General features: G+C 60.9%; 16 protein-coding genes. 5 read left to right on the forward strand and 11 right to left on the reverse strand.

Annotated elements, in window-relative coordinates; genetic code table 11:
• Window positions 1–259: 259 nt before the first annotated feature.
• The gene (locus AC1DPR_RS28640; RefSeq protein ID WP_477817684.1) at window positions 260–1,096 is read left to right on the forward strand and encodes an MBL fold metallo-hydrolase; all 837 of its coding nucleotides are present in this window, start codon (window positions 260–262) and stop codon (window positions 1,094–1,096) included.
• Window positions 1,097–1,126: 30 nt separating this feature from the next.
• Here the strand turns inward: AC1DPR_RS28640 and AC1DPR_RS28645 are convergent, their stop codons facing one another.
• Window positions 1,127–1,630, reverse strand: a complete 504-nt coding sequence (locus AC1DPR_RS28645; protein WP_018858835.1) for a pyridoxamine 5'-phosphate oxidase family protein — start codon at window positions 1,628–1,630, stop codon at window positions 1,127–1,129.
• A 174-nt stretch (window positions 1,631–1,804) separates the two neighbouring features.
• Between AC1DPR_RS28645 and AC1DPR_RS28650 the strand changes: the two genes are divergently transcribed.
• A complete protein-coding gene (locus AC1DPR_RS28650) occupies window positions 1,805–2,551 on the forward strand; it encodes a YebC/PmpR family DNA-binding transcriptional regulator (protein WP_025660905.1) in 747 nt (248 codons plus the stop codon).
• 61 nt (window positions 2,552–2,612) lie between these two features.
• Here the strand turns inward: AC1DPR_RS28650 and AC1DPR_RS28655 are convergent, their stop codons facing one another.
• Both AC1DPR_RS28655 and AC1DPR_RS28660 read right to left on the reverse strand, forming a co-directional pair.
• Window positions 2,613–3,434, reverse strand: coding sequence for an anti-sigma factor family protein (locus AC1DPR_RS28655; RefSeq protein WP_477817685.1), 822 nt, complete (start codon window positions 3,432–3,434; stop codon window positions 2,613–2,615).
• The gene (locus tag AC1DPR_RS28660) at window positions 3,431–4,261 is read right to left on the reverse strand and encodes a sigma-70 family RNA polymerase sigma factor (RefSeq protein ID WP_477817686.1); all 831 of its coding nucleotides are present in this window, start codon (window positions 4,259–4,261) and stop codon (window positions 3,431–3,433) included. Before AC1DPR_RS28660 ends, AC1DPR_RS28655 begins: the two co-directional genes overlap by 4 nt.
• 216 nt (window positions 4,262–4,477) lie before the next feature.
• Between AC1DPR_RS28660 and AC1DPR_RS28665 the strand changes: the two genes are divergently transcribed.
• The 3 genes from AC1DPR_RS28665 (at window position 4,478) to AC1DPR_RS28675 (ending at window position 6,675) form a co-directional block, all read left to right on the forward strand.
• Window positions 4,478–5,452, forward strand: coding sequence for an MBL fold metallo-hydrolase (locus tag AC1DPR_RS28665; protein WP_477817687.1), 975 nt, complete (start codon window positions 4,478–4,480; stop codon window positions 5,450–5,452).
• 21 nt (window positions 5,453–5,473) lie between these two features.
• Window positions 5,474–5,950, forward strand: a complete 477-nt coding sequence (locus AC1DPR_RS28670; protein WP_477817688.1) for a tetratricopeptide repeat protein — start codon at window positions 5,474–5,476, stop codon at window positions 5,948–5,950.
• 236 nt (window positions 5,951–6,186) lie between these two features.
• On the forward strand, window positions 6,187–6,675 hold the full coding sequence (locus AC1DPR_RS28675; RefSeq protein WP_018858842.1) for an invasion associated locus B family protein: 489 nt from the start codon (window positions 6,187–6,189) through the stop codon (window positions 6,673–6,675).
• A 341-nt stretch (window positions 6,676–7,016) separates the two neighbouring features.
• On the opposite strand, the gene AC1DPR_RS28680 is transcribed toward AC1DPR_RS28675, so the two are convergent.
• The 8 genes from AC1DPR_RS28680 to AC1DPR_RS28715 all read right to left on the reverse strand — a co-directional run bounded on the left by AC1DPR_RS28680 (window position 7,017) and on the right by AC1DPR_RS28715 (window position 15,621).
• Window positions 7,017–7,352 (reverse strand): cytochrome C oxidase subunit IV family protein, encoded by a 336-nt coding sequence (locus AC1DPR_RS28680; RefSeq protein ID WP_018858844.1) that lies wholly within the window; start codon window positions 7,350–7,352, stop codon window positions 7,017–7,019.
• Window positions 7,353–7,362: 10 nt separating this feature from the next.
• The gene (locus AC1DPR_RS28685; RefSeq protein ID WP_018858845.1) at window positions 7,363–8,088 is read right to left on the reverse strand and encodes a heme-copper oxidase subunit III family protein; all 726 of its coding nucleotides are present in this window, start codon (window positions 8,086–8,088) and stop codon (window positions 7,363–7,365) included.
• A 10-nt stretch (window positions 8,089–8,098) separates the two neighbouring features.
• Entirely contained in the window at window positions 8,099–8,809 is a 711-nt protein-coding gene (locus AC1DPR_RS28690; protein WP_477817689.1) for a cytochrome c oxidase subunit 3, read from the reverse strand.
• A complete protein-coding gene (gene ctaD, locus AC1DPR_RS28695; RefSeq protein ID WP_477817690.1) occupies window positions 8,806–10,581 on the reverse strand; it encodes a cytochrome c oxidase subunit I in 1,776 nt (591 codons plus the stop codon). The genes AC1DPR_RS28690 and ctaD overlap by 4 nt, the downstream gene beginning before the upstream one ends.
• A 55-nt stretch (window positions 10,582–10,636) precedes the next feature.
• Window positions 10,637–11,446, reverse strand: a complete 810-nt coding sequence (locus AC1DPR_RS28700; RefSeq protein WP_018858848.1) for a cytochrome c oxidase subunit II — start codon at window positions 11,444–11,446, stop codon at window positions 10,637–10,639.
• A gap of 145 nt (window positions 11,447–11,591) precedes the next feature.
• The gene (locus AC1DPR_RS28705) at window positions 11,592–11,978 is read right to left on the reverse strand and encodes a c-type cytochrome (RefSeq protein ID WP_026372005.1); all 387 of its coding nucleotides are present in this window, start codon (window positions 11,976–11,978) and stop codon (window positions 11,592–11,594) included.
• A 192-nt stretch (window positions 11,979–12,170) separates the two neighbouring features.
• Window positions 12,171–13,172 (reverse strand): LLM class flavin-dependent oxidoreductase, encoded by a 1,002-nt coding sequence (locus AC1DPR_RS28710; RefSeq protein WP_026372006.1) that lies wholly within the window; start codon window positions 13,170–13,172, stop codon window positions 12,171–12,173.
• 133 nt (window positions 13,173–13,305) lie between these two features.
• Complete coding sequence (locus AC1DPR_RS28715) at window positions 13,306–15,621, reverse strand: methyl-accepting chemotaxis protein (RefSeq protein WP_192241694.1); 2,316 nt, start codon at window positions 15,619–15,621, stop codon at window positions 13,306–13,308.
• Between the last annotated feature and the right edge of the window lie 35 nt (window positions 15,622–15,656).

Below are 15,656 nucleotides of genomic sequence, written 5' to 3' on the forward strand. Positions count from 1 at the left end.
GGTACTTTCTTGCGACGCTTGGAGTTCGGCTCGAAGACGCGGCGTCGTGCGGGCGCTGCCGTGAAGAATACTTCCCATAATGCATCCTCTTCCTGACGACTCAGGTTCAATGATGCACCATCACACTCAGGGACTACACACCTAGAGCCTTTCCCGCCATGACGCAAACGTGAGAAGCGACTCTGGATTTCAACTGGACCGCTGCTGCGCCTTGCCGCATCCTCCCGAGCCTATCCGTGAGAGCGCTGGAGGAAGTGGCATGAAGCCGCGTTTTCTTGTTTTCGCAATCGCCTGCCTGATGGTCCTGGTTGCCGCGGAAGCCGCCGCCGCTCAGGAGGAACAGCGAAACGTCAGCCAGTGCCAGGCCATCGCCCAATCGATCCCGCAAGCGACCTTTGCCAGCTTCACAGGCCCGGCACCGATCATCGGTGCCGGCGCCACCGACCAATCGGTTGCGCTGACCTACATCGGGCACTCCACCTTCCTCATTGAAACGCCAGGCGGCGTAACGATCGCGACCGATTACAGCGGCTGGTACTCGCCGCCACAGGCGCCAATGGTCGTCACCATGAACCGCGCCCATTCCTCGCACTATACTCTGGTGACCGACCCGGCCATCAAATATGTACTGCATGGATGGAGCGACGTCCCGGGCGAAAAGGCCAAGATCAACCTCGTGGTCGGAGACACCTACATCCGCAACGTCACAACCGATATCAGGGGCGGCTTAGGCGCGCCGCAGCAAGATGGGAACTCGATCTTCATCTTCGAGGTTGCCGGTCTCTGCATCGGTCATCTCGGCCATCTGCATTACGAACTGACGGAGGCCCACTACACGGACATCGGCCGGCTGGATGTCGTGATGGTGCCGGTGGATGGTGGGCTGACGATGGGTTCCGACAGCATGAGCCGCGTCATCAAGCGCCTGCGCGCCTCGCTGATCCTGCCGATGCATCAGCCGCGCCCACTGCAAAGCTTCCTGTCGATGTTCGGACCCGATTTCGACATCAGCTACGCGCCGACGAACACGATCTCCGTCTCGCTGCGCACCTTGCCGAAAAAGCCGCTGATCTATGTCGCGAAGGGCATGCAGTAAAAGACCCGGACTGCACCGGGCCTATTCTTCTCAGGCGAACTGCAAGTGCTGCCTGATGCCGACATCGGGCATCTTGTCATCGTCGAGGTTGGCCTTGGCGATCTCCCAGCCGAACTTCAGCTTATTGCCTGTCGAAACCCAGATCTCGGCGTCGTCGACATGCATGGCGAGCATCGTGAGCTTCGGATCCTTCTTGCCGTCGTCATACCAGGCGGCGACGAGCGAGTTCCAATACTCGTCTACCTTTGACTGGTCGGGCCGCACCTCGATCTTGCCGGCAAGGCAGGCATGGTAGTCGTGATCCTTGCCGACCACGCAGAAATGCGCCCGAGTCCCCGGCTTGATCGCACGTACGATCGCCGCATCGGATTTCGTATAGAACCAGATCGTGTTGGTCTTCGGATCGGCGTTCGGCGCCATCGGCTGCATGTGCATGTCGGCCCCGTCCACGCCGAGCATGCCGGCATGAATGTCGTTCACCTGGTCCCAGAGCTGGCGTGCCGGGTGTTCCCGCGCCTCGTTGAAACTAGCCATAGCACTTCCTTCCATTTCGAGGGTCCGTGGGTGAAACGTCAACTTCCTGGGGTTTGTTCCGCCATTCCGGATACGCGGGCGACCGGCGCGACAGAGCCGTTTTCCCTTGAATGCGGCCAATTTCGCTCTTATAAGGCGGCCCATTCCTAACAATACGACGTGAACAGGGGTGCCATGGCTGGCCATTCACAGTTTAAAAACATCATGCATCGCAAGGGCCGTCAGGATGCCGTGCGATCGAAAATGTTCTCCAAGCTCGCACGTGAAATCACGGTTGCGGCCAAGGCCGGTCTGCCCGACCCTTCGATGAACGCCCGCCTGCGTCTGGCGATCCAGAACGCCAAGGCGCAGTCCATGCCAAAGGACAATATCGACCGCGCCATCAAGAAGGCCTCCGGTGCCGACGGCGAGAACTACGATGAAGTCCGTTATGAGGGTTACGGCCCGGGCGGCACGGCGATCATCGTCGAGGCGCTGACCGACAACCGCAACCGCACCGCCTCCAACGTCCGCTCGATCTTTACGAAGGCCGGCGGTGCACTTGGAGAAACCGGCTCGGTTTCCTTCTCTTTCGACCACGTCGGCGAGATCACCTACAAGCTGTCCGCTGGCGATGCCGACAAGATGATGGAAGCGGCGATCGAAGCCGGTGCCGACGACGTCGAGACCGACGAAGAAGGCCACTACATCACCTGCGCCTTTGAATCCCTCGGCGAAGTCGCCAAGGCCCTAGAAGGCTCGCTCGGTGAAGCCGAAACCGTCAAGGCGGTCTGGCGCGCCCAGAACAACGTGCCCGTCGACGAAGAACGTGCCCAGTCGCTGCTGAAGCTGATCGACAGCCTGGAAGACGATGACGATGTCCAGAACGTCTACTCGAATTTCGAAGTCGACGAAGAGGTTCTGGCCAAGCTTTCGGCCTGAGACCTGCAAGGAAGCATCATGTTATCGCGCCGGCCGGATTCTTCCCGCCGGCGCTTTCGTTTCAAGGACGCTCTTCCTCGGGCGCCAAGCCGGCCTGCGCTATAAAATTCTTGCGGAATGCGGCAAGATCTTCGGCGCTGGCATCGGTTATCGCCCAGAACACCAGTCCGCCGCTCGACCATCGACTAATATTGTATCCCTCGCGTTCCGCGCTGCCCGGTGCCGTCGACGTACCCGGCCATATAAAGAGATTAATCACGTGTCCGCGGAGCCGATAGATCAGAGCCGCGACGACCCGTCCGCCAACGTAGTCGACCCTGCCCCCGATCAGGGGAAACCCCTGGGCCGCGAGATCGACGACTGGCGGAGAGAAGTCGATCTTGCCGTTGAACCAGGGCTTGACGGTGTGTCGATCCGAGGTCTGCACATCAGCCAGGTGATCGGCAAGCAGCGAGCGGACATGGCTGGCGACGATCTGATCTTGGATATCTATCCCACGCGGCAGATTGACGAACAGGAAGAGACTTGCGGCCAGCGCAGCAAGCGACGGCACAAGGCTCCATTGCCGGATGAACGCGAAGATCCGCGGCCAGATGCCGTTTTCGGCCGCAGCCGCCTTCTCCGGATCCACGGTGGCGGCAGTCTCGAGGGACAGGCTACTTAGGACCCGAGAACGCACTTCTTCCGGCGCGCGCCATTTGACCCCGTTTCCACCGATGACCTTCCGCATGGCAGTCACCCTTGCCAGCGCGGCGCTGCAGGAGGCGCAACCGGCAAGATGCGCCTCGAATTGCGCCGAATGGACCGAATCGAGCTCACCGTCGACGAAACCGTGCAGCATGTCGCTCCATTCGGGACAGGCTCTATGGCTTTCATCGCTCATGGCGCCACCCCGCTCTTTTCCAGGGCCAGCCAGGCTTTGCCGAACTCCTCCCGTGCCCGCGCGAGCCTGGACATGACGGTGCCGATCGGCGCGTCGATGATTTCGGCGATCTGCCGATAGGACAGGCTCTCGAGTTCCCGCAGCACCAGCACCTCCCGCATCGGGTCGGAAAGATCGCCGATGACCCGCCGTACGCGCTCGGACTCGCTCTTGCGGATCACGGACGCTTCCGGCGTGTCGTCGTCGGACGCGATCTGGCAAGTCGCGATATCCGCTTCACCGGTCGAGACGTCCTCGGCCATCGGCACTTCGAAATGCGCCTTCCGGCGGCCGTCGAGTAGCCAGGCGCGGTAGCAATTTCTGACGATCGAAAACATCCAGGCGCGCGGATCGCCGCCGCGATAGCCTTCGAAGCTCCGATAGGCGCGCAGGAAGGCTTCCTGGACGATATCTCCAGCAGCATCGGGATCGCGACTGAGGAAGCGGGCGAAATTGTAGGCGTCGTCCAGCTGCGGAAGGATGGCCTTCTGGAAGCGTTGCATCGTTTCGGCCGATGCGGCAGGCGTCCTCATCGTGGCCGCTTGCGGGTCGAGCAGCGGCCGCGTCATCGCCAACGACATGCCGATCATGGCGGTGAGGGCTTTCAGAAGGCGAGCCGCCATCCGCCCAGTACCGGCAATCGCCCGATCGGCACCTAATGGCGTGCGCTGGCATTCGAATGAAAGGAAATCCGCGATCTCAGCCTCTGTCATCGTCTTCCCCGGGTTCGGCCGACCGCATCGGATCGCCCTTATGCCTTCCGCAAGATAGATCGCCCTGACCGTCATTTTATTCCGTCCCGGCGCGATTTTTTTCGAGGAAAAGCGTTCACGGGAAGGGTTCTGGATGCCGTCGCGAAAAATCTCTCATCGGTTTCATCGGCTTAGGAAGATTGCCCGGCATGCCGGGAATAACTGCCGGCCGGCCTCGATCTTGTCTGGCAGCGGCGGCACCCATTGTCGTGTTGCCGCTGCATCATAGCACCCGACAAGAGGAGACTTGCGATGTTCACCATGACACGCCGTACCGTTCTCGGCACCGCCGCCGCAGGCGCCGCCTTCGGCCTTGCCTCGAAACTGGAATTCGTTTCACCGGTCTTTGCCGAAACGCCCGACGAGCCGAGCGTCGGCTTCTACAGATATAGGGTCGGATCGGTCGAGGTCACCGCCATCTATGACGGTATCTGGCGAAAGCCGCACGACCCAGGCTTCATCAAGAACGCCTCAATCGAAGACACCAAGGAGGCGCTTGCCAAGGCCGGCCTGCCGACCGGTTTCATGCCGATCCCCCTCACCGTCGTCGTCCTCAAGATGGGCGACCGGCTGATCATGATGGATGCCGGATCGGGCGTCGGCCAGTGGCAGGCGAATGCGACACACCTACCCGCCAACATGGCGGCGGCGGGCATCGACTACAGGAAGATCAACACGGTCATGCTCTCACATTTCCATCCGGACCACGTCTGGGGCCTGATGGACAAGGGCACCAATGCGGCCGTCTTTCCCGATGCCGAACTGATCGTCAACGCAGCCGAGTATAGCTGGTGGACGGAGTCTGGCCGAGTCGAAAAGCTGGCGGAAAGCCGTAAGGCCGCCGGCCAGCGCATCGCCAATGTTTTCCCGAAATGGCAGAACTGGAAACTCGTCGAAGACGGCGCCGAGGTAGCGCCCGGCATCCGCATGATATCAGCGCCGGGACATACGCCCGGCCACTCCGTCTATCTCGTCGACGGCGGAAACGAACAGCTGATGGTGTCGGCCGACATCATGTACGTGCCGGCCTTGCTCGCCCCGCATCCGGAATGGCAGGGCGCCTACGACCAGGACGGGCCGATGGCGATCGAGACGCGCCGCAAGCTGATCGACCGCGTCATCGCAGACAAGATCGCGATCTGCGGCTCGCATTTTCCGTTCCCGGGCTCCGGCACCTTCGTCAAGGACGGCAACGTCTACGGTTTCACCCCCAAGTTCCAGGCATGAGAAACTGAAGGAGAAACGATCATGAAGAGACATGTTCTGGCAGGCACGATCGCCTTGATCGCGGCAACCGCTGCCCTTCCCGCGATCCAAGCCGTTCCGGCCTTCGCCATCGACAATATCGAATCCACCAATGCGCCAGATTTGACGTCGGTGCGCGCCAAGATCGCTGCCGGGGATTATCAGGGGGCGCGGGACGAGCTTCGCGGCCTTGCCGAGGATACGCAGCAGGCAGACGTCTACAATCTGCTTGGCTTTACCCTGCGCAAGACCGGAGACTACCGGACCTCGCTGACCTATTACACCAAGGCGCTGGAGCTCGAGCCCGACCACAAGGCCGCCCGCGAATATCTGGGCGAACTCTACGTCGAGACCGGCGACATGGCCAAGGCGAACGACCAGCTCGCACGACTGACGATGCTTTGCCCGAACGGCTGCGAGGAGCGTGACGATCTTGCCAAGGCGATCGCTCAGAAGACGGTGCGGCAGACAGGCAACTGACATCCGGAACATCAGGCGAAGAGGAGCCTTAGGCCTGCGGGCCGGCCATGGAAGACATGACCGGCCTTTCGTTTTGGCCATCCATTCACATCAGGCGATCGATCGGTCACACGTTCGTTACCCCCAGCCCGCCATTAAGGTCTCGGTAACCCTCGCCGACTTGAATGCGCCGCGTTCGCTCCAGCCGGTCTGTTCCAAGACCAGCGTCTCTCACACTTTCGGCGGGGAAAATGCCCATGAAAAGAATAGCTCTCGTACTCTCCTTCACTCTTGCCGGTGCAATTGCCGCCCATGCGCAGCCGACAATGGTCAAGCAGTTCGAGGACTGGGGCGTCTATTCCTACAGCAAGGGCGGCGAGAGGGTGTGCTATTTGCTGACAGTGCCGACAAGCAAGCAACCGGCAAGCGTCGATCATGGCAGCAATTACTTCGTGATCGGTCGGGCGCCGGGCGCCGGATATGAGCCGCAAGCGATCATGGGCTACGAACTGAAGCCTGGCTCCCGGGCCAAGATCGCAATCGGCGACAAGACGTTTACGATGTTCACCAGGGGCAAGTCCGCCTGGGTGCTTGAAGAATCGCGCGAGCATGACGTCATCAGCGCCATGCGCTCCGGTAGCGACATGACGGTCGAAGCGGTCTCCCAGCGCGGCACGGCGACCACCTATACTTATTCGCTGAACGGGGTGACCGCTGCCCTGAAGCGCATGGCATCCTGCAACTAGGCCATGGCACGCCGTCGATACCGTGCAGCACACCGGCTGGGCGTGCTGCTTGCTCGGCATCGTGCTCTCCAGCCAAATGACATCCGCCGATGGCATCTCCGGCTGCATGCATCGCGCGCTGCTATCCAGCCACCGCACTGCGCTGATCGGCCCCTGGATGGCCTCGCCGGCGAATGCCGTTGCAAAGCTCGCGGCGCGCGTCCGGGTCGCCGTCCGCTCATGTGATGGTACATGATGCAATGTCGAGGTGACCGGCCATGACGTCGGCGGGTTCGTTCGCCAGTCCGCCCTATCGGGCGTCTATCCGAACGAGAAGATCATGCAGCCCTGCAACGGCCGACTCAGGGACCGGCCCCGCCGAGGAAGGCAAGCCGGGTGAAGATCGTGTAGTGCGACTCCGACGCCATCATCGCCACGAAGACGAGGACGAGCAGCGGCGGCAGCAATATCGCGTAGACGAGCGCCAGCCGTTCCCAGGCCATGTGCATGAAAATGGCAACGATCAGTCCGGCCTTTAGCATCATGAACACGATGATGAGCGTCCACCGGGGATAGCCCTGGATACCGAGATAATCGACGAGATAGGAGAAGGTGCTGAGGACGAACAGCAATCCCCAGACGACGAGGTAGAGCCTGATCGGATGCTGTTGGCCGGAGTGTGCTTGTGCCTGTGCCATGGATGCGACCTCACCACAGATAGAAGAAGGCAAAGATGAAGACCCAGACGAGGTCGACGAAGTGCCAATACAGGCCCATGATCTCGACGTTCTCATAGCTGCCCCTGCGGCTTGTGAAGAAGCCGCGCTGGCCCGTATCGAAGTCCCCGCGCCATACCTTGCGCGCGGTAACCAGCAGGAAGATTACGCCGAAGGTCACGTGCGTCCCGTGAAAACCGGTGATCATGAAGAAGGATGATCCGAACTGTGCCGCGCCCCACGGGTTTTCCCAGGGGCGCACGCCTTCGGTGATGAGCTTCGTCCATTCGAAAGCCTGCATTCCGACAAAGGTCGCGCCGAGCGCGGCGGTCAGAAGCAGCAAAGCGGCCGTTTTCCCGCGCTCGCGGCGATAACCGAAATTGACAGCCATGGCCATCGTGCCACTGCTGCTGATCAGGATGAAGGTCATGATCGCGATGAGGATCAGCGGGACCTCCTGGCCGCCGATATTGAGCGCGAAGACCTCGCTCGGATTAGGCCACGGAACCGGCGTCGACATCCGCGCGGTCATATAGGCCAGCAGGAAGCAGCCGAAGATAAAAGTATCGCTGAGGAGAAAGATCCACATCATGGCCTTGCCCCAGGAGACGTTCTTGAACGCCCGCTGGTCCGAGGCAAAGTCGGCCGCCACGCCGCGCAGGCCGGCGGGCGGCCCCATGGCGACGTCGTCGGTTTGCATTCGGGTCAGTTCGGCCATCTTCCACCCCTTAAGAAACGAGTTGGCGGCAGAGATCGACGAAGTCGTTTGCCCAGCCGGTAAAAAGCGCGAAGAGAAGCAGCCACACGACGAGCATGAAGTGCCAGTAGGTGGCGCAGAGCTCGACACCGAGGCGCAGCCTGGCGGAAGCGGCGGTGCCGCCTGCGAGCAAGCGCAATCTGGTTCGCGCAAGCACTGCCAGCCCACCGAGGATATGCAGGCCATGCAATCCCGTCAGCATGTAGAAGAAACTGTTTGCCGGGTTATCGGAAAGGACATATCCGGCCGCGACCAGCTGCAGCCAGGCGACGACCTGCCCGGCAAGAAAGAGCACTGCGGTCGCCAGCGCTATATCAAGCGCAAGCCGCAGGCCGTCACCGGCGCCCCGGCGCGCTTCAACCACCGCCCATTGCAGAGCCGCGCAACTGGCGATCAAGACAGCGCTATTCGCCCAAAGAAGCCGAGGAACGGGCATTGCCCACCAATCCGCACCGCTCATTCGCGAAAGATAAGCACTGGCCAACAGGGAAAAGAGCGCGCCGACCACCGCGAGGAAAATGCCGAGGCCGATCTTGGCGGTCGGGATCGGCGGCTTCGCCGGTCCCGCGATATCATCAAGCGTGCCGACCTCCATCCATGGCTTCGACATCATCCTCTGCCCGGACAGCCACCAGATGACGATTGCGGCTATTCCCGCGAGAAAGACAAGAACCACACTCATGTGTGCGCCCTCGACACTCCGGCCATAGGCGGCTGGTTCTGGGGTATGAAGTCTTCGGGAGCGCCGGGTACACTGTAGTCGTAGGCCCAGCGATAGACGATCGGAAGCTCCTTGCCCCAGTTGCCATGGGCGGGCGGCGTCTGAGGAGTCTGCCACTCGAGCGTCGTCGCTCGCCACGGATTGCCACCGGCCTCGCGACCGCGGAACAGACTCCAAATGATATTGAACAGGAACACCATCTGCGCCGCCCCGACGACAAGCGCCGCGACCGAAATGAACATGTTCAGGTCATGCACCGAAGGCGGAATGAAAACCGTGTCGCCAAGCTCGAAATAGCGCCTCGGCACGCCCACCAGGCCTACATAATGCATGGGGAAGAAGATCGCATAGGCGCCGATGAAGGTAACCCAGAAATGGATCCGACCGAGAACCTCGTCGAGCATCCGCCCGGTAATCTTCGGATACCAGTGATAGATTGCGCCGAAGACCACCATGATGGGCGCGACGCCCATCACCATGTGGAAATGCGCTACCACGAACATCGTATCGGACAGTGGCACGTCCACCACGACGTTGCCGAGGAACAGTCCGGTCAGCCCGCCATTGACGAAGGTCACGATGAAACCGATGGCAAACAGCATCGGCAGCGTCAGGTGGATATCACCCCGCCACAGCGTCAGCACCCAATTGTAGACCTTGATCGCGGTCGGCACGGCGATGATCAACGTTGTCGTGGCGAAGAAGAACCCGAAATTCGGGTTCATGCCGCTGACATACATGTGATGCGCCCATACGATGAAGCTCAGCGCCCCGATAATCACGATCGCCCAGACCATCATGCGGTAGCCGAAGATGTTCTTGCGCGCATGCGTGCTGATAAGATCGGAGACGATGCCGAATGCCGGAAGCGCGACGATGTAGACTTCCGGATGCCCAAAGAACCAGAAGAGGTGCTGGAACAGGATCGGGCTACCGCCATCGGATTTCAGCTGCTCTCCCATTTCGACAATCGCAGGCATGAAGAAGCTGGTGCCGAGCAGCCGGTCAAACAGCATCATGACGGCGGCGACGAAGAGCGCCGGGAAAGCCAGCAACGCCATGACGGTTGCTGTGAAAATGCCCCATACTGTCAATGGCATCCGCATCAGCGTCATGCCGCGCGCCCGCCCTTGCAGCACGGTGACGACATAGTTCAAGCCACCCATCGTGAAGCCGATGATGAAGATGATGAGGGACGAGAGCATCAGGATGATACCCCAGTCGCGCCCGCCTGGCGTACCTGACGTCAGTGCCTGCGGCGGGTAAAGCGTCCAGCCGGCCCCCGTCGGTCCGCCAGGGGCGAAGAAGCCCGCAACAAGCACGATCACGGCCAGCAGATAAAGCCAGTAGCTCAGCATGTTCGCATAGGGGAACACCATATCGCGGGCGCCGACCATCAACGGAATCAGGTAATTGCCGAAGCCGCCGAGGAAAAGCGCGGTCAGGAGATAGATCACCATGATCATCCCGTGCATGGTGATGAACTGGTAATAATGATCCGCATCGATGAAGGAAAAATAGCCGGGAAAACCGAGCTGTAGGCGGATCAGCCACGACAGCACCAGCGCCACCAGACCGATCGAAAAGGCCGTCACCGAATACTGAATGGCAATGACCTTGGCATCCTGACTGAAGACGTATTTCGTCCACCAGCTCGTCGGATGATAGAGCTCAACATCCGCCACCTCGGCGGGTGGGATAACATCGCCGGCACTGGTTGGAATATCAACCATCGCATGCCTTCCTTCCTCCTCCCGTTACGGCCGCTCCCCCGGCCGCAACGCCGGCCTACTTGGCCGGTTCAACCGCTGCCATCAGCTGCGAAAACGTCTGCTGCTGCGCGAGCCACGCCTGGTAGGCGTCCGGCTCGTCGACGACGACAGTCCCTCGCATCTGCGGATGTCCGACGCCACAAAGCTCCGCGCACAGCACTTCGAAGGTGCCCGTCCGCGTCGGCGTGAACCAAAAATAGGTGACCGAACCGGGGATCATGTCCATCTTCGCCCGGAACTCGGGAACGTAGAAATCATGCAGCACATCGATCGAGCGCAGGTGTACGCGGACCGACTTGCCGATCGGCAAGTGCAGTTCGGCGCCTGAGATGATGATGTCGTCGAGGCCAGCCGGATCGTTCCTGATCACGCCGAGCGGATTGTCGGCGGTCACCGCTCGATTGTCTGCCCTGCCGAGCTTGCCATCGGCGCCCGGCAACCGGAAATTCCACAGCCACTGCTGCCCTACGACTTCGATTTCGCCAGCATCCGGCGGCACCGTCACGAACTGGTTCCAGACGACGAGACCAGGCGCCAGCATCGCTGCCACACCAAGGGCCGTGCTGCCGGCAAGCCACCATTCCAGACGCTTGTTCTCGGGCTCGTAGGCGGCCCGATTGCCCGGCCGATGGCGGAAACGAAAGATGCAGTAGGCCATGAAGGAGATCACCGCGACGAAGACGATGCCGGTGATCCAGAATGTAATGATGATGGTATTGTCGATGTAGTTCCAGTTCGAAGCGATCGGAGTCCACCACCACGGGCTGAGCAGGTGGAAAACCACCGACCCGATGACGATCAGACCGAGAACCAGCACGACAACCATGCGTTCCTCCCAATGCCCGGCCGGCTGTGGAAATTACCCGCAATCCGCTGGCACTTGCGTTAGGACTATCTCATAAACAAAACATCACGGCAATGGCGCGAAATGACGCCAACGAGCCGTCTGCCTCTACATCAATAAGCTGATTTCATTTCGAGAATTGCTTGAGATAAGCTAGCAGATTGGTGATATCGCCGTCGTCCTTCAGCCCGACGAACACCATCTTCGTACCCTTAACCTTCAACTTTGGGTCGTGAAGATAATCGCGCAGAGTCGCTTCGTCCCAGACCAACCCGGCTGTGCCCGCCGCCTTCATCGCCGCTGAATAGGCAAAATCCGGATGCGTCCCGGCTGTTCGGCCGAACAGGTGGTTCAGCGACGGCCCGACCTTGTTCTTGTCGGTGTCGGCAATATGACAGACCGCGCACTTCTTAAAGACCGTTTCCCCGGCCGCCACGTCGCCCTCTTGGGCGATTGCAGACGAGGCGGAAAGACAGATCAGTGAAATCAAAGCAGCAAGACCGTGGTAACGCATAGCAATCCTCATCCTCCAAAGGTTGCTCGAAACCGGCCGCGCGCGCGATTTGCGGCGTGCGCCGTCCATCACACTTGCGTCGCCACAACGCTGTGCAAACGACATGTGTGATCAAGCAAAGCTATGGTCCGGCTGCGTTAAGTCAATTCGCACAAATGGCTGTAGGCCACGAAGCGCCCGCGATGCGCGGCATTAGGCCGCAGCGCGAAGGAAGTTTCCAAGCCCGGCGAAAAGCTCGACCGATTTCAATCTCGCCTCGATATCGTGGATCGGCATGGAGATGATCACTTCATCCGCCTGCGTCTCGGCAAGGAATTCGGTGAGCTTTGCCTCCGCGGTCTTCGGCGACCCGACGACGGCATAGCGCAGCGTGTGCTCGACCGTCAGCTTCTCCATCGGGGACCAGAAGCTCCCCATATCGGCGACCGGCCGCGGAAACTGGCCACGCACATTGCGGCGCAGATTGACGAACTGCTGCTGGGCCGAGGTGAAATGGTATTGCGCCTCCTCATCCGTTGCGGCAACGGACCCCATGACACCAACCATGACATAGGGCTTGTCGAGCATGGCGGAAGGTGTGAAGCGGCTGCGATAGATGTCAATGGCATCAAGCAGCGAGTCCGGCGCAAAATGCGAGGCGAAGGCATAAGGCAGCCCCAACATCGCGGCGAGCTGCGCGCTGTAGAGGCTGGAACCCAGAAGCCAGATCGGAACGTTGGAATTCATGCCGGGAACCGCAAGGATCGCCTGGTTCTCGATCGGCGTGCCCAGCAACTGCTGCAATTCGACCACGTCGTTCGGAAAGCTCTGGGCCCCCGCATCGAGATTGCGCCGCAGGGCCTGGGCGGTCCGCATGTCGGTGCCGGGCGCACGCCCCAGGCCGAGATCGACGCGGCCCGGAAACAGCGCTTCCAGCGTTCCGAATTGCTCTGCAATGACAAGCGGCGAGTGGTTCGGCAGCATGATGCCGCCCGAGCCGATGCGGATCCGCTTGGTTGCCGCGCCGACGTGGCCGATCACGACCGCCGTAGCCGCGCTGGCAATACCCGGCATGCCGTGATGTTCCGCAAGCCAGAAGCGGTTGTACCCGAACCCTTCGGCCTTCTGCGCCATGCGCGCCGAACTCTCGAGCGACTGGCGGATCGTCCCGCCTTCTGGAACAGGAGAGAGATCGAGAATGGAGAAGGGAACCATGACGAAGCCTGTCGGTAATTGGAAGGACAGGTCTATGTAGGTGGCCGCTCGGCCCATTCCAAACGAGCGGGAAAGAAAAAGGGCCGGTCTCCCGGGCCGGTCTCCCGGCCCTCGTTCATCTGCCGATCACGGTTCAAGCCCGACGTCGCAGCAGGTGTACCTCGGCGCCCTGGTGATGTTCCGCCTGCGCCAGCGTGAAATTCGCCAGCTGCCGGTCCATTTCGACCGCTTCGGTCGCGAGCCGATGGATCGCAGCCGTCGTTTCCTCGACCATGGCGGCATTCTGCTGCGTCATCGCATCAAGCTCTGAGACCGCGGAGTTGATTTGACGCAGGGTGTCGGCTTCCTCGCGCGTCGTTTCCATGATCTCGCTGATCTGGCCGTTGATTGCCTCCACATGGCTGCCGATCCCCGTCAGCGCGTCGCCGGCACGCTCGACGAGCGACACGCCCATCTCCACTTCATGCGTGGACTTCTGCAAGAGGCTTGATATTTCCTTTGCGGCACTCGATGAACGCTGTGCCAGTTCGCGCACTTCCATGGCGACCACGGCGAAGCCCTTACCGGACTCGCCTGCCCGTGCAGCCTCGACGCCGGCATTGAGCGCCAGCAGGTTGGTCTGGAAGGCGATCGCATCGATAACGGCGATGATCGAATTGATCTGGCGCGACGACGCCTGGATCGCCTCCATCGCGGCAATTGTCTCGCGCATGATCTGGCTGGAGCCGGTCGTCTCCCGCTTGGCGTCGCGGGCGATGCGTTCGGCCTGCTCCGCACGCTCGATCTGAACGCGGACCGACTGGGTGATCGCATCGATCGCATTCGCGGTCTCGGTGATAGAGGCGGCCTGCCGCTCGGTCCGACCGGCAAGCTCATCGGCACCGGTGCGCATTTCCTCGGAACCCGAACGCACGGCCATGGAGTTGCCGCCGATCGCCGTCATCGTTTCGCTGAGGGTAGCCAGCGCCTCGTTGAAGTTGACCCGGAGGCCTTCGAGTTCGTTCGGGAAGCGGGTCTCGATCTGATGGGCAAGATCGCCGTTGGCAAGGTGATGCAGGCCCTCGTCGATCGCCTGGACGACTTCCTGCAGGGTCCGTGCTTCCGCCTCGCGCTCAGCCATGTGCTGCTGGCGATCCCGCTCCGCGCGAGCCCGCGTTTCGTTGCTGGCAGCTTCCAGGTCGCGGCTCTCGACAAGCGACTGCTTGAACCGCGCCAATGCCTTGGCCATCGTGCCGATTTCGTCGCCGCGGTTCTGGCTGCCGATCTCGACTTCGAGGTTGCCGTCGGCGACGTCACGCGTGACGTCCGCGAGCCGGGCAAGCGGCGAGAACAGCAGCTTGGTGATGGCCCAGGTTGCCACGGCCATGATGATCAGAACACCAAACGCAATCATCGTCAGGAGCGTGGCGATCTCCAGCGAGCCAGCATTGAGTTCGCTGATGCGGACGCTTTCCACGACGAGGAAGCGGGAGCCCTGATAATCGATGCCGCGAACATAGGCTCGTGCCGAGCCATCGGCGCGATCGAAGTCGTCGACCGTCATGCCCTTGGCCGACAGCGCGTCCTTCGCGAAGGTGAAAGGCGTGGTATCGAGCGTTGCCAGCTGGCCGGACGAGTTTACGCCGATCGCCGATCCGTCATCCGAGATGATAGCGGCTTGCGCCGTGCTACCGGACACGATGCCCTTGGCGAGAATGCTGGTGATGATGTTGTCGCGGACCTTGAAGAGCATCACGCCCTTCGCCGCGCCGAGCTTGACGATCGGCACGGCATAGAAGATTGCCGACTTGCCGTTCGCCGCGTCGACGCGAAGACCGGAAAAGCCGGTGGGGGCGGAATCGTCAGTCGCCTTTGCGGTGTTGGCGATCGCCTTGGCGAAGGCAAGGCCGGCGCCGGTCGCCTTCCATGCATCGGTCTTCAGGTTCTCCGCGAAATCGTCGTTCTTCTTGTAGGAGTAGAGGACGTTGCCATCGAGATCGGCGATCAGCAGGTCGCTGAAGGCGGTATTCTCCAGGTCGCGGGCCACTTCACCCTGCGTCGTTTCATGGTTGGAGTAGTAGAAGCCGCTTGGTGCCTGCGGCTTCACCAGTTTTTCGCGCTGGTCGGCCGGGTTCGGATTGTTGGTGATGAACACCTTCTTCAATTCGGCGCGCGCATCACCCGACGTCTTCTCGATTGTCTTCCAACCGCTCTTCAGGCTTGTAATCGACATCTGCAACGCTTCGATGCGCGCAATCGAGTTCGCCTGGTTTTCCAACTGCTCAAGCTGATCCTGCAGCATGTCGCCGCGGAAGATCAGGACGCTCTCCTTCGCCTTGAGTGCCTGCTCACCGGAAATGCGGCTGCTGGCGAAGTAAGCAAGCACGTTGATGACCGCAATCGACAGTGCGGTCAGCAGTATAAATGTCGCGATGACCTTGAAGGACAGGGATTTAAATCTCTGAACCATGAACGATGAACCCTTCCGGAACGGCTCATACCGGC

The organism is Rhizobium sp. 01T417 (assembly GCF_056398905.1).

Coding starts and splice junctions, on each gene's coding strand:
- AC1DPR_RS28650 (WP_025660905.1), top strand. CDS start 1,805: ATGGCTGGCCATTCACAGTTTAAAAACATCATGCATCGCAAGGGCCGT.
- AC1DPR_RS28700 (WP_018858848.1), bottom strand. CDS start 11,446: ATGGTTGTCGTGCTGGTTCTCGGTCTGATCGTCATCGGGTCGGTGGTT.
- AC1DPR_RS28685 (WP_018858845.1), bottom strand. CDS start 8,088: ATGGCCGAACTGACCCGAATGCAAACCGACGACGTCGCCATGGGGCCG.
- AC1DPR_RS28645 (WP_018858835.1), bottom strand. CDS start 1,630: ATGGCTAGTTTCAACGAGGCGCGGGAACACCCGGCACGCCAGCTCTGG.
- AC1DPR_RS28715 (WP_192241694.1), bottom strand. CDS start 15,621: ATGGTTCAGAGATTTAAATCCCTGTCCTTCAAGGTCATCGCGACATTT.
- AC1DPR_RS28665 (WP_477817687.1), top strand. CDS start 4,478: ATGTTCACCATGACACGCCGTACCGTTCTCGGCACCGCCGCCGCAGGC.
- AC1DPR_RS28660 (WP_477817686.1), bottom strand. CDS start 4,261: ATGACGGTCAGGGCGATCTATCTTGCGGAAGGCATAAGGGCGATCCGA.
- AC1DPR_RS28690 (WP_477817689.1), bottom strand. CDS start 8,809: ATGAGTGTGGTTCTTGTCTTTCTCGCGGGAATAGCCGCAATCGTCATC.
- AC1DPR_RS28655 (WP_477817685.1), bottom strand. CDS start 3,434: ATGAGCGATGAAAGCCATAGAGCCTGTCCCGAATGGAGCGACATGCTG.
- AC1DPR_RS28710 (WP_026372006.1), bottom strand. CDS start 13,172: ATGGTTCCCTTCTCCATTCTCGATCTCTCTCCTGTTCCAGAAGGCGGG.
- AC1DPR_RS28705 (WP_026372005.1), bottom strand. CDS start 11,978: ATGCGTTACCACGGTCTTGCTGCTTTGATTTCACTGATCTGTCTTTCC.
- ctaD (WP_477817690.1), bottom strand. CDS start 10,581: ATGGTTGATATTCCAACCAGTGCCGGCGATGTTATCCCACCCGCCGAG.
- AC1DPR_RS28680 (WP_018858844.1), bottom strand. CDS start 7,352: ATGGCACAGGCACAAGCACACTCCGGCCAACAGCATCCGATCAGGCTC.
- AC1DPR_RS28640 (WP_477817684.1), top strand. CDS start 260: ATGAAGCCGCGTTTTCTTGTTTTCGCAATCGCCTGCCTGATGGTCCTG.
- AC1DPR_RS28675 (WP_018858842.1), top strand. CDS start 6,187: ATGAAAAGAATAGCTCTCGTACTCTCCTTCACTCTTGCCGGTGCAATT.
- AC1DPR_RS28670 (WP_477817688.1), top strand. CDS start 5,474: ATGAAGAGACATGTTCTGGCAGGCACGATCGCCTTGATCGCGGCAACC.